This window comes from Actinoplanes sp. L3-i22, assembly GCF_019704555.1.
Taxonomy (GTDB): Bacteria; Actinomycetota; Actinomycetes; order Mycobacteriales; family Micromonosporaceae; genus Actinoplanes.
Genome location: NZ_AP024745.1, coordinates 11,528,093 through 11,544,633, shown reverse-complemented (window position 1 = coordinate 11,544,633; position 16,541 = coordinate 11,528,093). Strand labels below are relative to the sequence as shown.

The window sequence follows — 16,541 nt, the reverse complement described above, 5'->3', positions numbered from 1 at the left end:
CGGGTGCCGCGGTCCGGAGACCACGGCACCCGATGCTTCGGGTCAGTTGCCGGCGACCGGCTCCTCCATCAGGCGCGGGTCGTCGGTGTTCTTGGTGTACGGCGCCTCCGACGGCATGACCGACGCCGGGGCCGCCGCGGACGGTGCCTCGGCCGACGGGACCTCGGCGGACGGGATCACCGCGACCGGGGCCGCGGACGACGGCGCGACCGACGGCGCGGTGGTTCCGGGGACGGCCGGGGTGCTCGCGTACGGCGCCGGCGTCGCCCGCCCGGTCGCCGTCGCCTCGGGCAGCAGGTCGGCCGGGGCGACCGGCGTCCCGCCGAGCGGCAGCCCGGCCAGGCCGGCCCGGTTCGAGTCCGCCATCCGCTTCGGCAGGCCGCGCACCGAGAGCGTGCCGTCCAGGTCGTCCAGCAGCGGGTACTGACTGGACGTGCTCTCCAGGGTGTGGCTGCCGTCGGGCAGGATGCCGCCGACGATCGGCAGGCTACGGACCAGCGGCAGGCGTACCGACCCGGTGTTCGCGTCGGTGAAGGGGACGCCGGCCGCCTTCGGGAACTCGGTGCCGACCACGTCGGCGGCCGGGGGCTGACCGCCGGCCTCGGGGCGCTCCTCGTGATGCCCCGGGAGGACCCGGCCGACGCTGTTCTGACCCGGCTTGACCTGGAACAACTGCTGGTCACCCTGTCCGAGGGTGAGCAGCGGCGCGCGGCCCAGCGGGTCGCTGCCGACCGGGCTGGCCAGGCGCAGGCCGTTGGTGCGGGCGAGCGCGTCGCCGACCGGATCGGCATACGGCGTGATGGAGGCGCCCGGGTCCGGGGACGTGACGTCCGCCTGGGCGGGGGCGGTCCCGAGGAAGAGGAGCCCACCGGCGATCACTCCGGCTCCGGCATACCACAACTTACGCACTGATCTTCTCCAGACCACTTCGGACGATGGGTTTGCTGGAAATACCCACCAACTCGGACGAATGGTGTCGGATGGGGCAACGGGCGGCCCCACCAGGCGGTAACGGCTGACTACGATTCGTGAACGTGAGTGCGTTGATCCCTTCGGAAGCTGATACCCGTCCCCACCTGGTCGTCTGTGGCGCCGATGCCCTGGTGTGGACACTCGCCGAAGAATTGGCGAATTCCCGCCATCGGCTACGGCTGACCGTGATCACTCCGCACAAGATCCGCGCCGATGTGCCCGACCTCCGGGCCCTGGAGGCGCACGGCGTCGAGCTGCGGCACGCCGACCGGCTGGACGAGCAGACGTTCCGCGACGCCGGGCTGGCCGGGGCCGCCGCGCTCGCCCTGGTGATGCCGGACGACATGGTCAACCTGCACGCCGCGCTCTGCGCCCGCGAGGTCGAGGAGAAGCTGCGGGTGGTGGTCCGGATGTTCAACACCGGGCTGAGCGGCAGCGTGAGCCGGATCTTCACCGACAACGTGGTGCTCTCCGACGCCCAGATGGCCGGGCCGGCGTTCGTCGCGGCGGCGCTCGGCGAGGTCGCTCCGACGCACTTCCGGCACGGCGACCGGACGCTCTATGTCGCCCACCGCGCCGACGTGCCGGACCGCCGGGTGATGGTCACCCTGGCCACCGAGGCCGACGGCGAGGTGACCGTCCTGCCGGTCGAGCCGGCCACCGCCGGGCCGGACGATCTCGTGCTGGCCGAGGCGGTCGGCACCTCGGCCGAGGGCGACGTGACCCGCCGCCTGCTGGCCCGCTCCGGCCGCCGGCGCCGCCCGTTCACCGCGATCGGCCGGGCCCTGCGCGCCGCGCTGAACCGCAAGCTCGGCGTCGCCGTGCTGATCACCCTGGTCACCACGGTGCTGGCCGGCGCGGTGCTGAACGCGTGGGACGACACCCGGCACAACCTGTGGCAGTCGATCTACGTCACGCTGATGACCGCGGTCGGTGCGTCCGATGTGGAGGACAAGCGCAACGCGGTGGCCCAGGCCGCCCAGCTGGTGCTGACCATCGCCGGCCTGGCGCTGCTCCCGTTGATCACCGCGGCGGTGGTGGACGGCATGGTCAACGCCCGGCTGGCGCTCAGCCAGGGCCGGCTGGCCGGGCAGCTGCGCGACCACATCGTGCTGGTCGGGCTCGGCAACGTCGGCACCCAGGTGCTGCGCCAGCTGCACGACCTCGGCGTCCGGGTGGTGGCCATCGACCGGCACGCCGAGGCCCGCGGGGTGAAGTCCGCGCAGCGGCGCGGCATCCCGGTGATCATCGGGGACGCGTCCCGGGAGGAGACCCTGCAGGCGGCGCAGATCGCGACCTGCCGCGCGCTGGTCGTGGTCTCCACGAACGATCCGGTGAACCTGCAGGCCGCGCTGCACGCCCGGGCCATCCGCGACGACCTGCGGGTGGTGCTGCGGCTGTTCGACGACGACTTCGCCCAGCGGATCGGCGCGGCCTTCGACATCAGCACGTCCCGCAGCGTGTCCCGGCTCTGCGCCCCGGCGTTCGCCGCCGCCCTACTGGAGCGCAACGTGCACGCCAGCATCCCGGTCGACCGGCACGTGCTGCTGGTCGGCACGGTCACCGTGGTCGCCGGGTCCGATCTGGACGGTGCGCTGCTCGACGGCGTGGACCAGCCGGGGCAGGCCCGGGTGATCGGCATGTCGGCGGCCGGCCAGGAGTGGATCGACTGGCGGCCGGACCCGCGCCGGGTGCTCGCCGCGGGCGACCGGGTCCTGGTCGTCGCCCGCCAGCGAGCACTGCGCGCGTTGGCCGGTTAGGAGACCAGCTCTTCCGCGTCGACGCCGAGCACGGCCTGCTCGTCCGGCTTGTTGACCAGCACGTCGGACAGGTACGACTGGACCGTCGGGCCCATCCCGACGTCCCGCCCGGCCTGCTCGGAGAGCAGCCACTTGTGCTGGATGATCTGCGAGAAGATCTCCTGCGGCTCGAGCTTGTTCCGCAGGTTCGCCGGGACGGCGCGGACCACCGGCTCGAAGACCTCGGTCAGCCAGCGGTGTGCGGCCTGCTGCTCGTCGGTCAGCGCGCTCTCCGCCCGGTACGCGTCCAGGTCGTTGAGCAGCTGGCGGGCCTGGTTCTCCTCGGCGTCCAGGCCGGTCAGGCGCATCAGCCGGCGGGTGTGGTACCCGGCGTCGACGACCTTCGGGCGGACCCGGTAGCCGCCGTCCACCGTGGACATCGACACCTCGGCGACGTCGAAGCCCATCTCGTTGAGCCGTCGGATCCGGCCCTCGATGTGGTGCCGGGCGTCCTTCGCCACTTCCTGCTCGTACGTCACCTCGTGCCACAGCCGCTCGTACCGCGCCACGATGTCGTCGACCACCGACTCCGGGTCGATCGACTCGTGCAGCAGCTCGGCGGCCTGCAGGTCGAGGCTCTCGCCGAAGATGTTGAGCCGGAGGATCTCGATGTCCTCCAGGCGCTGCCCCTCGGAGAGCTTCGGATAGAGGTTGCCGGTCTCGGCGTCGACCAGGTACGCCGCGAAGGCGCCCGCGTCCCGCCGGAACAGCGTGTTGGAGAGCGAGCAGTCGCCCCAGGAGAACCCGGTCAGGTGCATCCGGACGAGCAGCGCGGCCAGCGCGTCGAGCAGCCGGTTCATGGTGTCCGGGCGCAGCACGCGGGAGAAGAGCGCACGGTACGGCAGGGAGAACTGGAGGTGCCGGGTGACCAGCACGGTCTCCAGCGGCTCACCCTCCAGGGTCTGCCGGTCGGTGGCGATCGCGATCGCCTGCACGGCCGGGAAGTCGATCCGTTCCAGGGCGCGGAGCAGGTCGTACTCCTTCTCGGCGATCCGTTCGCGGGTCTCCTTCATCGCGTAGACGGCGCCGTTCAGCTTCACGAACCGGACGATGTGCCGGGAGATGCCCTGCGGGAGGGCGACCAGGTGATCGGCCGGCCACTCCTCCAGCGGCACGTGCCACGGCAGGTCCAGCAGCGCGGGGTCGATGAGGGCGGAGGTGATGCGCACCGACCAAGTGTGCCCGTTCGCTCTCCGCGTCGAGGTCGTACGTGGCTCGTTACACAGGTGCCAAAACGCCTAGACGTACCGGGAGTGGCATGCGACGCAAGACAGCGATCGTCGTCGGGGCCTGCGCCGCGCTCGTGCTGGCCGGAGTGGCCGGTGCGGTAACGGCGACGCGCGGCGGCGATGATCCGGTCAGTACCTGGCATCAGGCGCCCGGGGTGGCGCGTACCGCGGTGGCGGCCGAGGGTCCCTTGCCGGCCACTTCGTCGTCATCGCCGGCGGAGCGATCGACGCGCCCGACGCGCTCCACGCCAAGCGCCAGTGTCACGAAAAAAGAGCACAAATCGCCCACGCCTGGTGAGCGGGTCCTCGAATCGGCGACCGCCACCCCCGGCCGGCAACAGGTCGGCGAGCTCCTCAACGTCACCACCCTGCTCGGCTACCTCGCCGGCCCCCCGGCGCAGACCTTCAGCTACCCCGGCGCCTCGTACGTCAAGCTGCACTTCAGCCGGATGGCGATGCTCCCCGGCGACTACCTGACCGTCTCGAACCCGGACCGCAGCGAGTCGTACCGCTACGACCCCGGCACCACCGGCCGCTGGGCGATGTCGATCACCGGGGACACCGCGGTGGTGGCGGTGCACCGGGCGATCGACCCGCTCGGCCTGCGCACCGCCCTGGAGGGGATGGGCGTCAGCGTCGATCATGTGGCGCGCGGGTTCAGCCGTACCGAGCAGGCCCGGGTCCCGTCGGAGGCCTCGGTGCGCCCCGGCCGGACCGGGCGCGAGGAGTCCATCTGCGGCCCGGACACCTCCAACGACGCGGTCTGTTACCAGTCCTCGGACCCGGTCGCCTACGTCAAGTCGAAGGCGATCGCCCGGCTGCTGATCAACGGGACCGAGCTGTGCACCGGCTGGCGGGTCGGCCCGAAGAACCGGATGCTCACCAACAACCACTGCCTGACCACCTCGGAGGAGGCGTACGACACCGAGGTCTGGTTCAACTACCAGTGCGCGCAGTGCGGTGGGTACGACGTCTTCAAGCCCACCAAGGTCTGGGGCAACCAGGTCCTCTCCACCGATCACCTGCTCGACTACACGCTGTTCAGCGTCGACGGCTTCGACACGATCGGAAAGTTCGGCTACCTCACGCTGGACACCGCGCGGCCGGTCAAGGGCACCGAGCTGTACGTGCCGCAGCACCCGGCGGGGGAGCCGACCCGGATCGCCGGGGCGAAGGGCGACAAGGCCGGCAACTGCGCGGTCGACAACCCGGACTACACCGGGTACGCGGCGCACTCCGACGTCTCGTACCTCTGTGACACCGCGGGCGGCTCGTCCGGCTCGCCGGTGCTGTCCCGCAAGACGAACAAGGTGATCGCGCTGCACCACTTCGGCGGCTGCCCGAACTCCGGCGTGCGGGGTGACCTGCTCGCGGTCAAGTTGCACCAGTACCTTTAACTTCTACTGATGATCGAACGCCGCACGATGCCCTGGTGGCCCGACGTTCTGCTGCTCGCGGCGTTCGGGGCGCTCACCGTGGCGTTGATCCAGGGGCACCTGCTGACGCTCGATCAGCGGGTGGCGGACTGGGCGATCGGGCATCAGCCGCGGATTCCGTACTGGACCGCCCGGGTCTTGAATTATCTGGGCCAGGGCGGTCAGGTGCTCACCCCGGTCGGCCTGATCCTGACCGGGCTGCTCGTCTACCGGACGCGGTCGGTGCGGGCGCTGTTCCCGTTCCTCGCCGCCTATGTCGTGACATATCTGACGATCGGCCCGATGAAGCTCTATTTCGACCGGGCGGCGCCGCGTTACAAAGGGCCGTTCAAGACCGAGATGTTCAACCCGGTCGCGAGCGGCTCCGACAGCCGCAGCTTCCCCTCCGGCCACATGGGCAACTCGCTGGTCTGGTACGCGGTCTTCGCGATCCTGGCCGCCGCCCTGCTCCGGCGCACCCTGACCAGGTGGGAATCCTTCGCGATCCGGGTTCTCCCGGTGGCGATCGTCTTCGTGACCACGGTCTACACCGGCTTCCACTGGCTCACCGACTCGGTTGCCGGCCTGCTCCTCGGACTGGTCCTGGCCCGCCTCGTCGAGCGCATCCGCTGGGACGCCATCCCGCTGCCGCGACGTCCCTGGACCGGTCCGGCTTTTTAACCCTTAACCCCCGCTTGGGTACGGCCGTCAGCCCCGCCCCGCGCTTCCGGGAGATCAGTCGGCCAGCCGGTCCAGCAGCGCCGGGACCGCGGCCAGCAGGCGCTGCTCCTCGGGGGTGAGCCGGTTCGCGATCGCCGCCGCCACCCACTCGCGCCGCGCGGCCCGGTCGGTGTCCAGCGCGACCCCGCCGGCCGGCGCCAGCGTGATCACGAAGCCGCGCGCGTCGGCCGGGTTCGGCGTGCGGCTGACGAACCCGAGCGCCGCCAGCTCGCCGACCGTCCGGCTCATGCTCTGGTGCGTGACCCGGCGCAGGGCGGCCAGCTCGGCGATCGTCCGCGGCCCCTCACGGCTCAGATACCCCAGCGTCTCGGCGTGCGTACGGGGCAGCGAGTCGGCCTGCGCGCGGGTGGTCCGGACCAGCCGGCCGATCGCCTGCCGCAGTTGCTCGGCGAGGTCGGGCAGATCCGGTTCGTTGCTCGGGGCCATGCCGCTAATGTACAACAGTGTTGTACAACTGTGGTGGGAGGAGCTGACATGGAACTGCGCAAATTCGGGCACGCCTGCGTGACGCTGGAGCGGGACGGCCGCCGGCTGGTCGTCGACCCGGGCGGCCTGACCCCGGAGGACGCGTTCGCCGGGGCGGACGCCGTGCTGGTCACGCACGAGCACTTCGACCACTTCAGCGGGCCGAAACTGGCCGCCGCGCTGGCCGCCAACCCGGCGCTGGAGGTCTGGACCAACGCCGCGGTGGCCGCCGCGTTTGACGGCGACCCGGCGCGGGTGCACGTGGTCGGCGAGGGCGACACGTTCACCGCGAACGGGTTCGAGGTGCGCGCCTACGGCCGCTGGCACGCCGAGGTGCACCCGGACATGCCCCGGGTGCCGAACACCGGCTTCCTGATCGACGGCGCGCTCTTCCACCCGGGCGACGCGCTGACCGTGCCGGACGTCCCGGTGCGGACGCTGCTGCTGCCGATCCACGGCCCGTGGTCCCGGGTCGCCGACCTGATCGACTGGGTCCGCGAGGTCAAGCCGGTCCGGGCCATCGGCGTGCACGACGGCGCGCTGAACCCGGTCGGCCTGGCCATGCTGGCCAACTTCCTGGGCGACCAGGGTCCGGCCCCGACCGGCGCGCCTTACCTCCACCTGGCGGCCGGCGAGTCCCAGCAGCTCTGAGGATCAGGCGCCGGCGGACAGGACCTGCTTGAGGGCGAAGTCCGGGGTCAGGACGACGATGTCGGCGCGGAGGCCGGGGGTGAGGGCGCCGCGGTCGGTCAGGCCCAGCAGGCGGGCCGGGGTGGTCGAGGACATCGCGGCGGCGGCGGTCAGGGAGAGGCCGGCGGCGATCGCGTTGCGGAAGGCGACGTCCATGGTCAGCGTGCTGCCCGCGATCGAGCCGCCCTCGGCCAGCCGGGCCACCCGGTCGGTGACGACGACCGCCTGGCCGCCCAGCTCGTACGAGCCGTCCGGCATCCCGGCCGCGTCCATCGCGTCGGTGACCAGGATCGAGCGGTCCGGGCCGGCGCTGCCCGCGGCGAACGCCAGCATCCCCGGGTGCAGGTGGATGTTGTCGGCGATCAGCTCGACGGTCGCGGTCGAGGAGAGCAGGCCGATCACCGGGCCGGGCTCGCGGTGGTGGACCGGGCGCATGCCGTTGAACAGGTGGGTGGCCACGGTCGCGCCGGCGGCGACCCCGGCGTGGGTCTGCTCGTAGGAGGCGTCGGTGTGCCCGACCGCGGCGAGGACCCCGGCGTCGCGCAGGTGGGAGATGGCGTCCAGGGCACCGTCGAGCTCGGGGGCGATGGTCATCATCCGTACGGCGCCCTCGCCGATTTTGATTATTTCCGTTATCTCGGACATCACCGGGTTCCGCAGGTACGCCGGGTTCTGCGCGCCGCAGCGGACCGCGGACAGGTACGGCCCCTCGAAGTGGATCCCGGCGAGCACCCCCTCGTCGACCAGCGCCCGATAGGCCAGCGTCGCCGACCGCATCAGCTCGAACGGGGAGCTGACCAGGCTGGCCAGCATGGTCGTGGTGCCGTGCGAGCGGTGGAACCCGGCCGCACCCCGCGCCGCCACCGGATCCCCGGTGGTGAACGTGTGCCCGCCGCCGCCGTGACAGTGCAGGTCGATGAAGCCGGGCAGGATGACGTCGTCGCCGGCCGTGTCGTCGGGCACGATCCCGGCGATCCGCCCGTCGGTGATGTCGAGGCGCCCGCGGACCACCGAGGAGGGCGTGACGATCCGGCCGGAGATGCTGGTCATTTCGGGGTCCCCAGGGAATCGAGGGCGAGCAGGGCGGCGCCCAGGCAGCCGGCGACGTCGCCCAGCTCGGCCCGGACGATCTCGGGGGTGCGGTGGAAGGTGACCCGCCGGGCGAACGCGTCCCGGACCGGGAGCAGCAGCCCGTCGCCGGCCTCGGCCAGCCCGCCGCCGAGCACGACCACCCCGACGTCGAACAGCGCCTGCGCGGTCAGCAGCCCGTCGGCGAGCGCCTCGACCGCGTCCTGCCAGACCCGGGTGGCCAGTTCCTCGCCGGCCGCGGCCCGGGTGGCCACGTCGTAGGCGGTGGCGTCGTCCTGGCCGGAGAGCTCCGCGTACCGCCGGCCGACGGCCCGGGCCGACGCCTCGGTCTCCAGGCAGCCGCGGGAGCCGCAGCCGCACGGGATGCCGCCGGGGCGGACGATGACGTGCCCGATCTCGCCGGCCGCGCCGTGCGCGCCGGAGTAGCCGGTGCCGTCCACGACCAGGCCGCCGGCGATGCCGGTGCCGATCGCGACGAAGAGCACGTGGCGGCGGCCGCGTCCGGCGCCGAGGCGGGCCTCGGCGAGGGCGCCCACCCGGACGTCGTGCCCGAGCGCCGCCGGCAGGCCCAGCCGGCGGCTCGCCAGGTCCCGCAGCGGCACGTCGCGGAAGCCCACGTTCGCCGCCCAGACCGCGACCCCGGTGACCTCGTCGACCACGCCGGGCACCGCGATGCCGGCCGCGACCGGGGTGAGCCCGTCCGCGTGGGCCTTGGCGGCCAGCCCCTCGGCGATGTCCAGGATGCTCTCGGTGAGGGCGGCCCCGCCGCGCTCGGCGTGGGTCGGGTGGCGCTCCTGGTGGTGCACCACGCCGTCCGGGCGGACCAGCGCGCACTTCATGCCGGTGCCCCCGACGTCGAGGGCGATGACGACGGTGTCGCTCACGGGTGTTCGGGCAGCACGATGGAACGGGTCAGGCCGCGCGGGTGGTCCGGGTCGAGGCCCTGGGTGGTGGCCAGCAGCACGGCCACGCGCTGCGCCAGGACCAGGTCGGCCATCGGGTCGAGCGGCGCCCGGCCGCCGACCCAGCGGCCCAGCGAGGCGTATCCGCCGTGGTGGCGGCTGTGCACGAAGGCGGCGCCGCGGGCCTCGACCTCGTCGGCCAGGCCGGCCGGCACGTCGCCGAACGCCCACACCACCCGGCGCGGGCCGGCGATCGAGATCGGGCCGTGCCGGTAGTCCATGGCCGGGTACGACTCGGTCCAGAACCCGGCCGTCTCCCGGCACTTGAGGGCGGCCTCCTCGGCCAGGCCCACGGTCCAGCCCCGGCCCAGGAACGTGATCTGGTCGGTGAGCGCCGGGTGCACCGGCAGCGGCAGGCGCACCGCGACCTCGGCGTCCATCGCGGCGGCGTCGATGTCGTGGCCCAGGTGCCCGCGGAGCAGGGCGAGCACGCTGGTGGCGAAGCGGGTCTGGACCACCGACTGCTCGTCGGCGAAGCCCAGCACGATGGCGTCACCGGCGATGTCGACGGCCGGCTGGGCCGGGTCGGCGGTGATCACGGTGACCGGGGTGTTCTGGCCGACCTCGCGCATCACGTCGAGCGTCTCGGTGGTGGTGCCGGAGCGGGTGATCGCGATCAGCCGGTCGTACCGTCGCCCGTACGGGAAGTCGGAGGCCTGGAACGCGTCGGTCTCGCCGTGGCCAGCCTGTTCGCGCAGCACCGCGTACGACTTCGCCATGAACCAGGAGGTCCCGCAGCCGACCACGGCGACCCGTTCCCCGCGGCCCGGAAGCCCCGGCGATCCGGCCAGTTTGGCGGCCTGCCGCCAACAGTCCGGTTGGCTGGCGATCTCCGCCTTAACGTGCGTCATGGCTCATCCTCACCGGTTGTGCTGCGCATTCGCGCTCGGTAGCCGGGTATTTCGCGCGTTATTGTGCTCATGGCGCTGGCGCGGGGGCAAGTACCGCGCACGGGCTCTCTTTGCTTCGCGGCCTTTCGCGCACTAATGTGCACACACTTATCATGGAACGTGCATCGGGGAGTCTGGGTGGACCGGTACGCGCGGTGGAATGCCCTGCTTGAGCTGCTCACGGACAGCGGCCGGGTGACCGTCGAGGAGGCGGCCGAGCGCCTGGACGTCTCCCAGGCGACCATCCGGCGTGACTTCGACCAGCTCGCCCAGCAGCAGATGATCACCCGTACGCGCGGTGGTGCGGTCGCCAACGGCGTGTCGTACGACCTGCCCCTGCGCTACAAGAGCGCCAAGCACTCCGCCGAGAAGCAGCGGATCGGCGAGGCCGCGGCCCGCCTGGTCACCCCGGGCACGGTGGTCGGCCTGAACGGCGGCACCACGATCACCGAGGTGGCCCGCGCGCTGGCGGTCCGTCCCGACCTGAACGCCGGCGGCGAGGGCTCCCAGCTGACCGTCGTCACCAACGCCCTGAACATCGCGAACGAACTGCTCGTTCGCTCCCGGATGAAGATCGTGGTGGCCGGCGGCGTGGTCCGCCCGCAGTCCTTCGAGGTGGTCGGCCCGCTCGGCGGGGCGCTGCTCAAGGAGGTCACGCTGGACATCGCGCTGCTCGGCGTGGACGCGCTCGACGTCGAGCTCGGCGCGGCCTCCCACCACGAGGGCGAGGCCGCGATGAACAGCCTGATGGTGGCGCGGGCCAAGCGGGTCGTGGTGATCGCCGACTCATCGAAGCTGGGCAGTCACGCGTTCGCCCGGATCTGCCCGATCACCCAGATCGAAACCCTGGTCACCGACTCCGGCGCGTCGTCCTCGACGATCGCCGCGTTCCGCGAGGCCGGGGTCGAGGTCATCTGCGCCTGACGGCCTCCCGGGATTGGCGCTGATCACTTAAGGTGCGGCGATGACCGCCGTACTCGAGATATCAGGGCTGCGGAAGACCTATCGCGGCCGCAAGGGTGTCCGGAAGGCGCTGGACGGCTTCGACATGGTGGTGGAGGCCGGGCAGGTGCACGGCTTCCTCGGCCCGAACGGATCGGGCAAGACCACCACCCTCCGGACGCTGCTCGGCCTGATCAAACCGAACGACGGCCGGATGACGATCCTCGGCCAGGAGGTCCCCCGCCACCTGCCGCAGGTCGCCGGCCAGGTCGGCGCGATCGTGGAGAGCCCGCAGTTCTTCGCCAACTTCAACGCGGAGACCACCCTGTCGCTGCTGGCCGACGCCGGCGGCGTGAACCGGCACCGGGTGCCCGCGGTGCTCGAGCTGGTCGGCCTGCGGGACCGGGCGAAGGACCGGGTGAAGACGTACTCGCTCGGCATGAAGCAGCGTCTCGCGGTGGCGTCCGCGCTGCTCAAGGAGCCGAAGCTGCTGATCCTGGACGAGCCGGCGAACGGGCTGGACCCGGGCGGCATCCGGGAGATGCGCACGTTGATGCGGGACCTCTCCGAGTCCGGGATGACCGTGCTGCTGTCCAGCCACATCCTCGGTGAGATCCAGCTGATCTGCGACTCGGTGACGATCATCTCGGCCGGCCGGCGGGTGGCCGCCGGGTCGGTCGCCGACGTGCTGGCCAGCCACACCTCGGGGACCGTGCGGGTGCGCCTGGAGCCGGGCGTGGACCTGACCGGCGCCGCGGCGATCCTGCGCGCGGCGGGCGCCGCGCTGACCGTCGAGCGCGACCACTTCACCGTGGCGAACGCCGGCAACCCGGCCCAGATCACCAAGCTGCTGGCCGAGAAGCAGATCTACGTCTCCGAGCTGACCCCGGTCTCGGCCGACCTGGAGGACGTGTTCCTCGAGCTCACCGGCACCGCGCCGGTCGACGGGGCGAACCGGCAGGTCGATCAGGTGGCGGCGAAGGGTGCGTGGGGTCAGTGAGCCTGTTCCGAGCCGAGACCCGGCGGGTGTCGAAGCGTCGATTCACCAGGTTCTTCGTGCTGATGGCGCTGCTCGTGCTCGGCCTGGTGGCCGGCGGCACCGCGTACTCGCACGAGAAGACCACCGCGTCGACCCGGGCGGCGGCCGAGGCCCGGGCCGACCAGGAGTACCAGGACCAGCTCCGCTACGCCGACCAGGCAAAGCAGGAGTGTCAGAAGGACCCGGCCTCGTACGGCGGCAACTGTGACGGCCTGATCCCGCCGACCCGCGATCAGATCCCGGCCGACCAGTTCCTCACCCCGCCGTTCAGCTTCCGCGAGGACTTCCCGGTCATGGTGACCGTCTGGGCGGCGCTGCTCGCCCTGGTCGCGTTCGTCATCGGGGCGTCCTTCGTGGGCGCCGAGTGGAACAGCGGCGGCATGATGAACCTGCTGCTCTGGCGGCCGCAACGGGTGCGGGTGCTGTCCACCAAGCTGTCCGCGCTGCTGACCTGGCTGTTCGGCCTGAGTGTGCTCACCGGCGCGGCCTGGACCGGGCTGTTCTGGCTGATCGCGACGCTGCGCGGGACCACCGGCGGGATGACCCCGGGCACCTGGCAGTCGCTCGGCCTGACCGGGCTGCGCGGCCTGGGCCTGGTGCTGGTGGCCGGGGCGATCGGCTTCGGCGTGGCGTCGATCGGGCGGCACACCGCGGCGGCGCTGGGCGCGGCGATCGGGGTGATCGTGATCTTCCAGTTCGGCCTGGCCATCGTGCTGAGCCTGGCGCGGGTGCGGTTCTACGAGATCTACCTGCTGCCGGCCTGGATCGGCGCCTGGATGGCCAAGTCCTACGAGGTCATCGACAACAACGCGCCGTGCGACTACTCGGCCGTCAACGGGTGCGAGGCGCCGACCTACACCGTTACCTGGGAGATGGCGGGAGGGTTGTTCGCCGCCGTGTCAGTCATCATTGTGGGTGCCGCAATGTGGACGATCCGTAGCCGGGATATCACCTGAGGTAGCTTACGCGGGACTCGCCGGTGCCGATTATGCTGGCGTTTCCCGCGTAAATATCTGTGCCGACCAATATCTGCCGTCAGGGAGTGCCATGCAGCCCGCCGCCGAACCGACCGGTGACCAGCCGGTCGAGGAGCAGCAGCACATCCCCGCCCCGCGGACCGCCGAGCCCGAGGCGCTGCCCCCGCAGCCGGCCGTCGAGGCGGGACCCGCGCTCACCGAGCGCGAGGCGCAGATCCTCGCCTTCGAGGCCAAGTGGTGGAAGCACGCCGGCGCCAAGGAGCAGGCGATCAAGGACGCGTTCGACCTCTCCTCGACGCGGTACTACCAGCTCCTCAACGCGCTGCTGGACAACCCCGCCGCGCTCGAGCACGATCCGGTCCTGATCGGCCGCCTGCGGCGGCTGCGATCCACCCGGGCCCGGGCCCGGCGGCGCTGACCGCTAGGCATTCCGTTTTTCGGCGTACGTCTCGAGCCACGCCACCTGCGCGGCGTCGAGCGACGGGCGGATCCGCTTCCGGGCGGCGGTCACGTTCGCCAGGGTGACCGTGGACGCCTCCAGCGAGTCGCGCATCGCGGCCAGCGCCGACTCCCGGATCAGCGCCGCGCAGTCCGCCGCCGAGAACCCCTCGAGCTCGGCCCCGAGCGTGTCCAGGTCCACCGCCTCGTCCAGCGGCACCGCCCGCGACGACGCCCGCAGGATCGCGGCCCGGGCCGGCCCGTCCGGCGGCGGCACGTAGATCAGTCGCTCCAGCCGCCCGGGCCGCAGCAGCGCCGGGTCGATCAGGTCCGGCCGGTTGGTCGCCCCGATCACCACCACGTTGCGCAGGTCCTCCACTCCGTCCAGCTCGGTGAGCAGCGCCGCGACCACCCGGTCGGTGACCCCGCCGTCGGTGCCCTGACCACGGGCCGGGGCGAGCGCGTCCACCTCGTCCAGGAAGACCAGGGTCGGCGCGGCCTCCCGGGCCCGGCGGAACAGCTCCCGGACCGCCCGCTCGCTGTCGCCCACCCATTTACTGAGCAGCTCGGCGCCCTTGACCGAGAGCACGTTCGCCTTCCCGGTCCCGGCGATCGCCTTGACCAGGTACGTCTTCCCGCAGCCGGGCGGCCCGTAGAGCAGCACCCCGCGCGGCGGCGACACCCCGAGCCGGGCGAACGTGTCCGGATAGGTCAGCGGCCACAGCACCGACTCGGTGAGCACCTGCTTCACCTCGGCCAGGTCGCCGACGTCGTCCAGGGTGACCGCCGCGACCTCCAGCGTGGACTCGGCCATCGAGGTGGGCCGGACCACGTCCAGCGCGGCCTCGAAGTCGGCCATCGTCACGCTCGGCGACTCGGACAGCCGCTGGCGGAGCGCGGCCCGCACGCCGGCCTCCCGGACCAGCGCGCCCAGGTCGGCGGCGACGAATCCCGGGGTCCGCCCGGCCACGTCGTCCAGGCGTACGTCCTCGGCCACCCGCATCCCGCGGGTCAGCACGCCGAGCTGCTCGCGGCGCATCGCGGCGTCCGGCAGCGCCACGGTGAGCTGCATGGCGAGCAGGTTCGGGGCGCGCAGCGACGGGTCGACCGACTCGGGCTTGCTGGTGGTGCAGACCACCGCCGCGCCGCGGGCCACCAGCTCGGCCAGCACCTGCCGGAAGACGATGGACAGCGGGCCCGGATCCTCCCGGGGCGTGAGCGCCTCCACGTCCGAGATCAGCAGCACCTCGGGCCGCTCCCCGCGCAGCTCGGCGACCAGGGCGCGGAGCCGCCGGGCGGCCGAGTCATTGGTGAGCGCGGCCAGCTCCGGCCCCCAGACCGGGTGCACGACCGCACCGACCGCGGCCGCGACCGCGTGGACCAGGTCGGACTTGCCGGACCCAGCGGGCCCGGAGATCAGCACGCCGAGGCTGATCCGGGTGCCCAGCTTGGTCAGCACCTCGCGGTGGTGGAAGCCCAGGTCGAGCAGCTCCTCCAGCTCCTTGGCCTGGGCCCGCAGGCCGGGCAGGTCCTCGATGCTCGGCGGCGGCGTCTCCGGGCCGGTGCTGCCGGGCGTGGCCGTCCGCACCGGGAGCGGCGGGACCAGGCTGTCGGGCGGGGTCGCCACCGCGCCGTCCTGCCAGCCCACCACGGTGTCCATGCTGACCAGCGCGGCGTCCGCGTCGGTCACCTCGACGACGGTGAGCAGGGTGCTGGTCCATCCGTAACCCACCCGGTTGGCCAGGCTGCGCCGGGCCGCCTCGACCAGCGACCGGTTCCCGGCGGCGGGCAGCACGTCCTGCGGGAGCAGCGACACGTCGTCCCCGGCGCTGACCACCTTGCCGAGCAGCGCCAGGCGCAGCATCTCCGGCGACACCACGGCGACGATCTCCGGCGCCCCGGTCAGCATCACCCGGCGGGCCCCGGTCACCGGGACCGGCGTGATCGTGACCTGGCCGCCGTCCCGCATGCCGAGGTTGCCCAGCGTGAGATCGTCGGCGTAGAGCAGGGCGCGGCTGGCGCCGGCCTCGGCCCGCGCCACGATCCCGGCGGTCACCCGGACCCCGGCCAATCGGACCGGATCACCCGGGTTCAGCGCGAGCGCGGCCATCACCTCCGGATGCAGACGGACGATGCCGCGCCGGGCATCCAGGGCCGCGGGCCGCAAAGTCACGGTCAGCGTGAGATCATCTGCCACCGCGGATGCCTCCGATTGATCGTCTGGGGCTCTAGGGTGTCAACGCTATCCGCCCGGGGTCGAACGGATCGCCCCGCGGCGTCGGGGGAGAGGGCTGTCCATGAAGCGCCGTTTGGCCGTACTGACCGCTGTGACGCTCGCCGTGAGCCTGGCCGGCTGCAGTGACGACGACAAGAAACCCGCCGCCCAGGGGCCCGCCCCGTCGGCCTCGCCCAGCGAGATCGACGAGTCCAAGCCGCCGCTGCCGGAGATCCCGGGCGCCACCGCCCGCCCGGGCGCGGACCCGGTCGCCGCGACCGGCTTCGGGGCGTTCCAGATCGGCACGGCCCGGGCCGACCTGGACGCGGACGGCATGGTCGAATCGCCCAAGGACACCGGCGACGACTGCGTGACCGCGACCGGGGCGGCGGTCTTCAACCCGCCGTCGCTGGTCTTCGCCCAGGGCAAGCTGGCCCAGGTCCGGGTCACCGGCGGGACCGGCACCCCGATCGGGCAGAGCCTGGCCCAGGTGCAGGCGGCGTACCCGGGCGGCGCCGTGCTCACCGGCACCGGCGGGGCGACCGGCTGGGCCGTCCCGTCCGGCGCGAACACGCTGCTCCTCGAGATCACCGCGGACAAGGTGACCGCGATGACCGCCGGGACGACCGAGACCGTGACGAAGGTGTTCACTACCGGTCAGGGCTGCTGACCGGGCTT

16 protein-coding genes are annotated in these 16,541 nt (G+C 72.4%); 9 read left to right on the top strand and 7 right to left on the bottom strand.

Going from position 1 to position 16,541, the window contains the following annotated elements; all coding sequences use genetic code 11:
- Positions 1-42: 42 nt before the first annotated feature.
- Positions 43-909, bottom strand: coding sequence for a hypothetical protein (locus tag L3i22_RS51250; RefSeq protein ID WP_221324621.1), 867 nt, complete (start codon positions 907-909; stop codon positions 43-45).
- A gap of 125 nt (positions 910-1,034) precedes the next feature.
- On the opposite strand from L3i22_RS51250, the gene L3i22_RS51245 reads away from it, so the two are divergent.
- The gene (locus tag L3i22_RS51245) at positions 1,035-2,732 is read left to right on the top strand and encodes a TrkA family potassium uptake protein (protein ID WP_255657760.1); all 1,698 of its coding nucleotides are present in this window, start codon (positions 1,035-1,037) and stop codon (positions 2,730-2,732) included.
- Here the strand turns inward: L3i22_RS51245 and L3i22_RS51240 are convergent.
- Positions 2,729-3,940, bottom strand: coding sequence for a DUF4032 domain-containing protein (locus tag L3i22_RS51240; RefSeq protein WP_221324619.1), 1,212 nt, complete (start codon positions 3,938-3,940; stop codon positions 2,729-2,731). The two genes, L3i22_RS51245 and L3i22_RS51240, sit on opposite strands and share 4 nt — an antisense overlap.
- Before the next feature lie 89 nt (positions 3,941-4,029).
- Here L3i22_RS51240 and L3i22_RS51235 point away from each other — a divergent pair, with 89 nt between their 5' ends.
- On the top strand, positions 4,030-5,397 hold the full coding sequence (locus L3i22_RS51235) for a serine protease (RefSeq protein WP_221324618.1): 1,368 nt from the start codon (positions 4,030-4,032) through the stop codon (positions 5,395-5,397).
- 9 nt (positions 5,398-5,406) lie between these two features.
- Entirely contained in the window at positions 5,407-6,096 is a 690-nt protein-coding gene (locus L3i22_RS51230; RefSeq protein ID WP_221324617.1) for a phosphatase PAP2 family protein, read from the top strand.
- Positions 6,097-6,150: 54 nt separating this feature from the next.
- Here the strand turns inward: L3i22_RS51230 and L3i22_RS51225 are convergent, their stop codons facing one another.
- A complete protein-coding gene (locus tag L3i22_RS51225) occupies positions 6,151-6,582 on the bottom strand; it encodes a MarR family winged helix-turn-helix transcriptional regulator (RefSeq protein WP_221324616.1) in 432 nt (143 codons plus the stop codon).
- Positions 6,583-6,630: 48 nt separating this feature from the next.
- Here L3i22_RS51225 and L3i22_RS51220 point away from each other — a divergent pair, with 48 nt between their 5' ends.
- Positions 6,631-7,272: an MBL fold metallo-hydrolase gene (locus L3i22_RS51220; protein ID WP_221324615.1), complete on the top strand. Its 642-nt coding sequence runs from the start codon at positions 6,631-6,633 to the stop codon at positions 7,270-7,272.
- Between the two features lie 3 nt (positions 7,273-7,275).
- Here the strand turns inward: L3i22_RS51220 and nagA are convergent, their stop codons facing one another.
- From nagA to L3i22_RS51205, 3 genes are read right to left on the bottom strand one after another with little or no spacing between them, the layout of a single operon-like run.
- Positions 7,276-8,361, bottom strand: coding sequence for an N-acetylglucosamine-6-phosphate deacetylase (nagA, locus tag L3i22_RS51215; protein ID WP_221324614.1), 1,086 nt, complete (start codon positions 8,359-8,361; stop codon positions 7,276-7,278).
- Positions 8,358-9,284 (bottom strand): ROK family protein, encoded by a 927-nt coding sequence (locus L3i22_RS51210; RefSeq protein ID WP_221324613.1) that lies wholly within the window; start codon positions 9,282-9,284, stop codon positions 8,358-8,360. The genes nagA and L3i22_RS51210 overlap by 4 nt, the downstream gene beginning before the upstream one ends.
- A complete protein-coding gene (locus L3i22_RS51205; protein ID WP_221324612.1) occupies positions 9,281-10,213 on the bottom strand; it encodes an SIS domain-containing protein in 933 nt (310 codons plus the stop codon). Before L3i22_RS51205 ends, L3i22_RS51210 begins: the two co-directional genes overlap by 4 nt.
- 177 nt (positions 10,214-10,390) lie before the next feature.
- Between L3i22_RS51205 and L3i22_RS51200 the strand changes: the two genes are divergently transcribed.
- The 4 genes from L3i22_RS51200 (at position 10,391) to L3i22_RS51185 (ending at position 13,628) form a co-directional block, all read left to right on the top strand.
- Positions 10,391-11,176 (top strand): DeoR/GlpR family DNA-binding transcription regulator, encoded by a 786-nt coding sequence (locus tag L3i22_RS51200; protein WP_221324611.1) that lies wholly within the window; start codon positions 10,391-10,393, stop codon positions 11,174-11,176.
- A 40-nt stretch (positions 11,177-11,216) separates the two neighbouring features.
- The gene (locus tag L3i22_RS51195; protein ID WP_221324610.1) at positions 11,217-12,194 is read left to right on the top strand and encodes an ABC transporter ATP-binding protein; all 978 of its coding nucleotides are present in this window, start codon (positions 11,217-11,219) and stop codon (positions 12,192-12,194) included.
- Positions 12,191-13,189 (top strand): ABC transporter permease subunit, encoded by a 999-nt coding sequence (locus L3i22_RS51190; protein ID WP_221324609.1) that lies wholly within the window; start codon positions 12,191-12,193, stop codon positions 13,187-13,189. The genes L3i22_RS51195 and L3i22_RS51190 overlap by 4 nt, the downstream gene beginning before the upstream one ends.
- Before the next feature lie 91 nt (positions 13,190-13,280).
- Positions 13,281-13,628: a DUF3263 domain-containing protein gene (locus L3i22_RS51185; RefSeq protein WP_221324608.1), complete on the top strand. Its 348-nt coding sequence runs from the start codon at positions 13,281-13,283 to the stop codon at positions 13,626-13,628.
- 3 nt (positions 13,629-13,631) lie between these two features.
- Here the strand turns inward: L3i22_RS51185 and L3i22_RS51180 are convergent, their stop codons facing one another.
- Positions 13,632-15,845 carry an AAA family ATPase gene (locus L3i22_RS51180; protein WP_221324607.1) on the bottom strand — a complete coding sequence of 738 codons (2,214 nt, stop codon included), beginning with the start codon at positions 15,843-15,845 and terminating at the stop codon, positions 13,632-13,634.
- 100 nt (positions 15,846-15,945) lie between these two features.
- Between L3i22_RS51180 and L3i22_RS51175 the strand changes: the two genes are divergently transcribed.
- The gene (locus tag L3i22_RS51175) at positions 15,946-16,533 is read left to right on the top strand and encodes a hypothetical protein (RefSeq protein WP_221324606.1); all 588 of its coding nucleotides are present in this window, start codon (positions 15,946-15,948) and stop codon (positions 16,531-16,533) included.
- Positions 16,534-16,541: the final 8 nt, after the last annotated feature.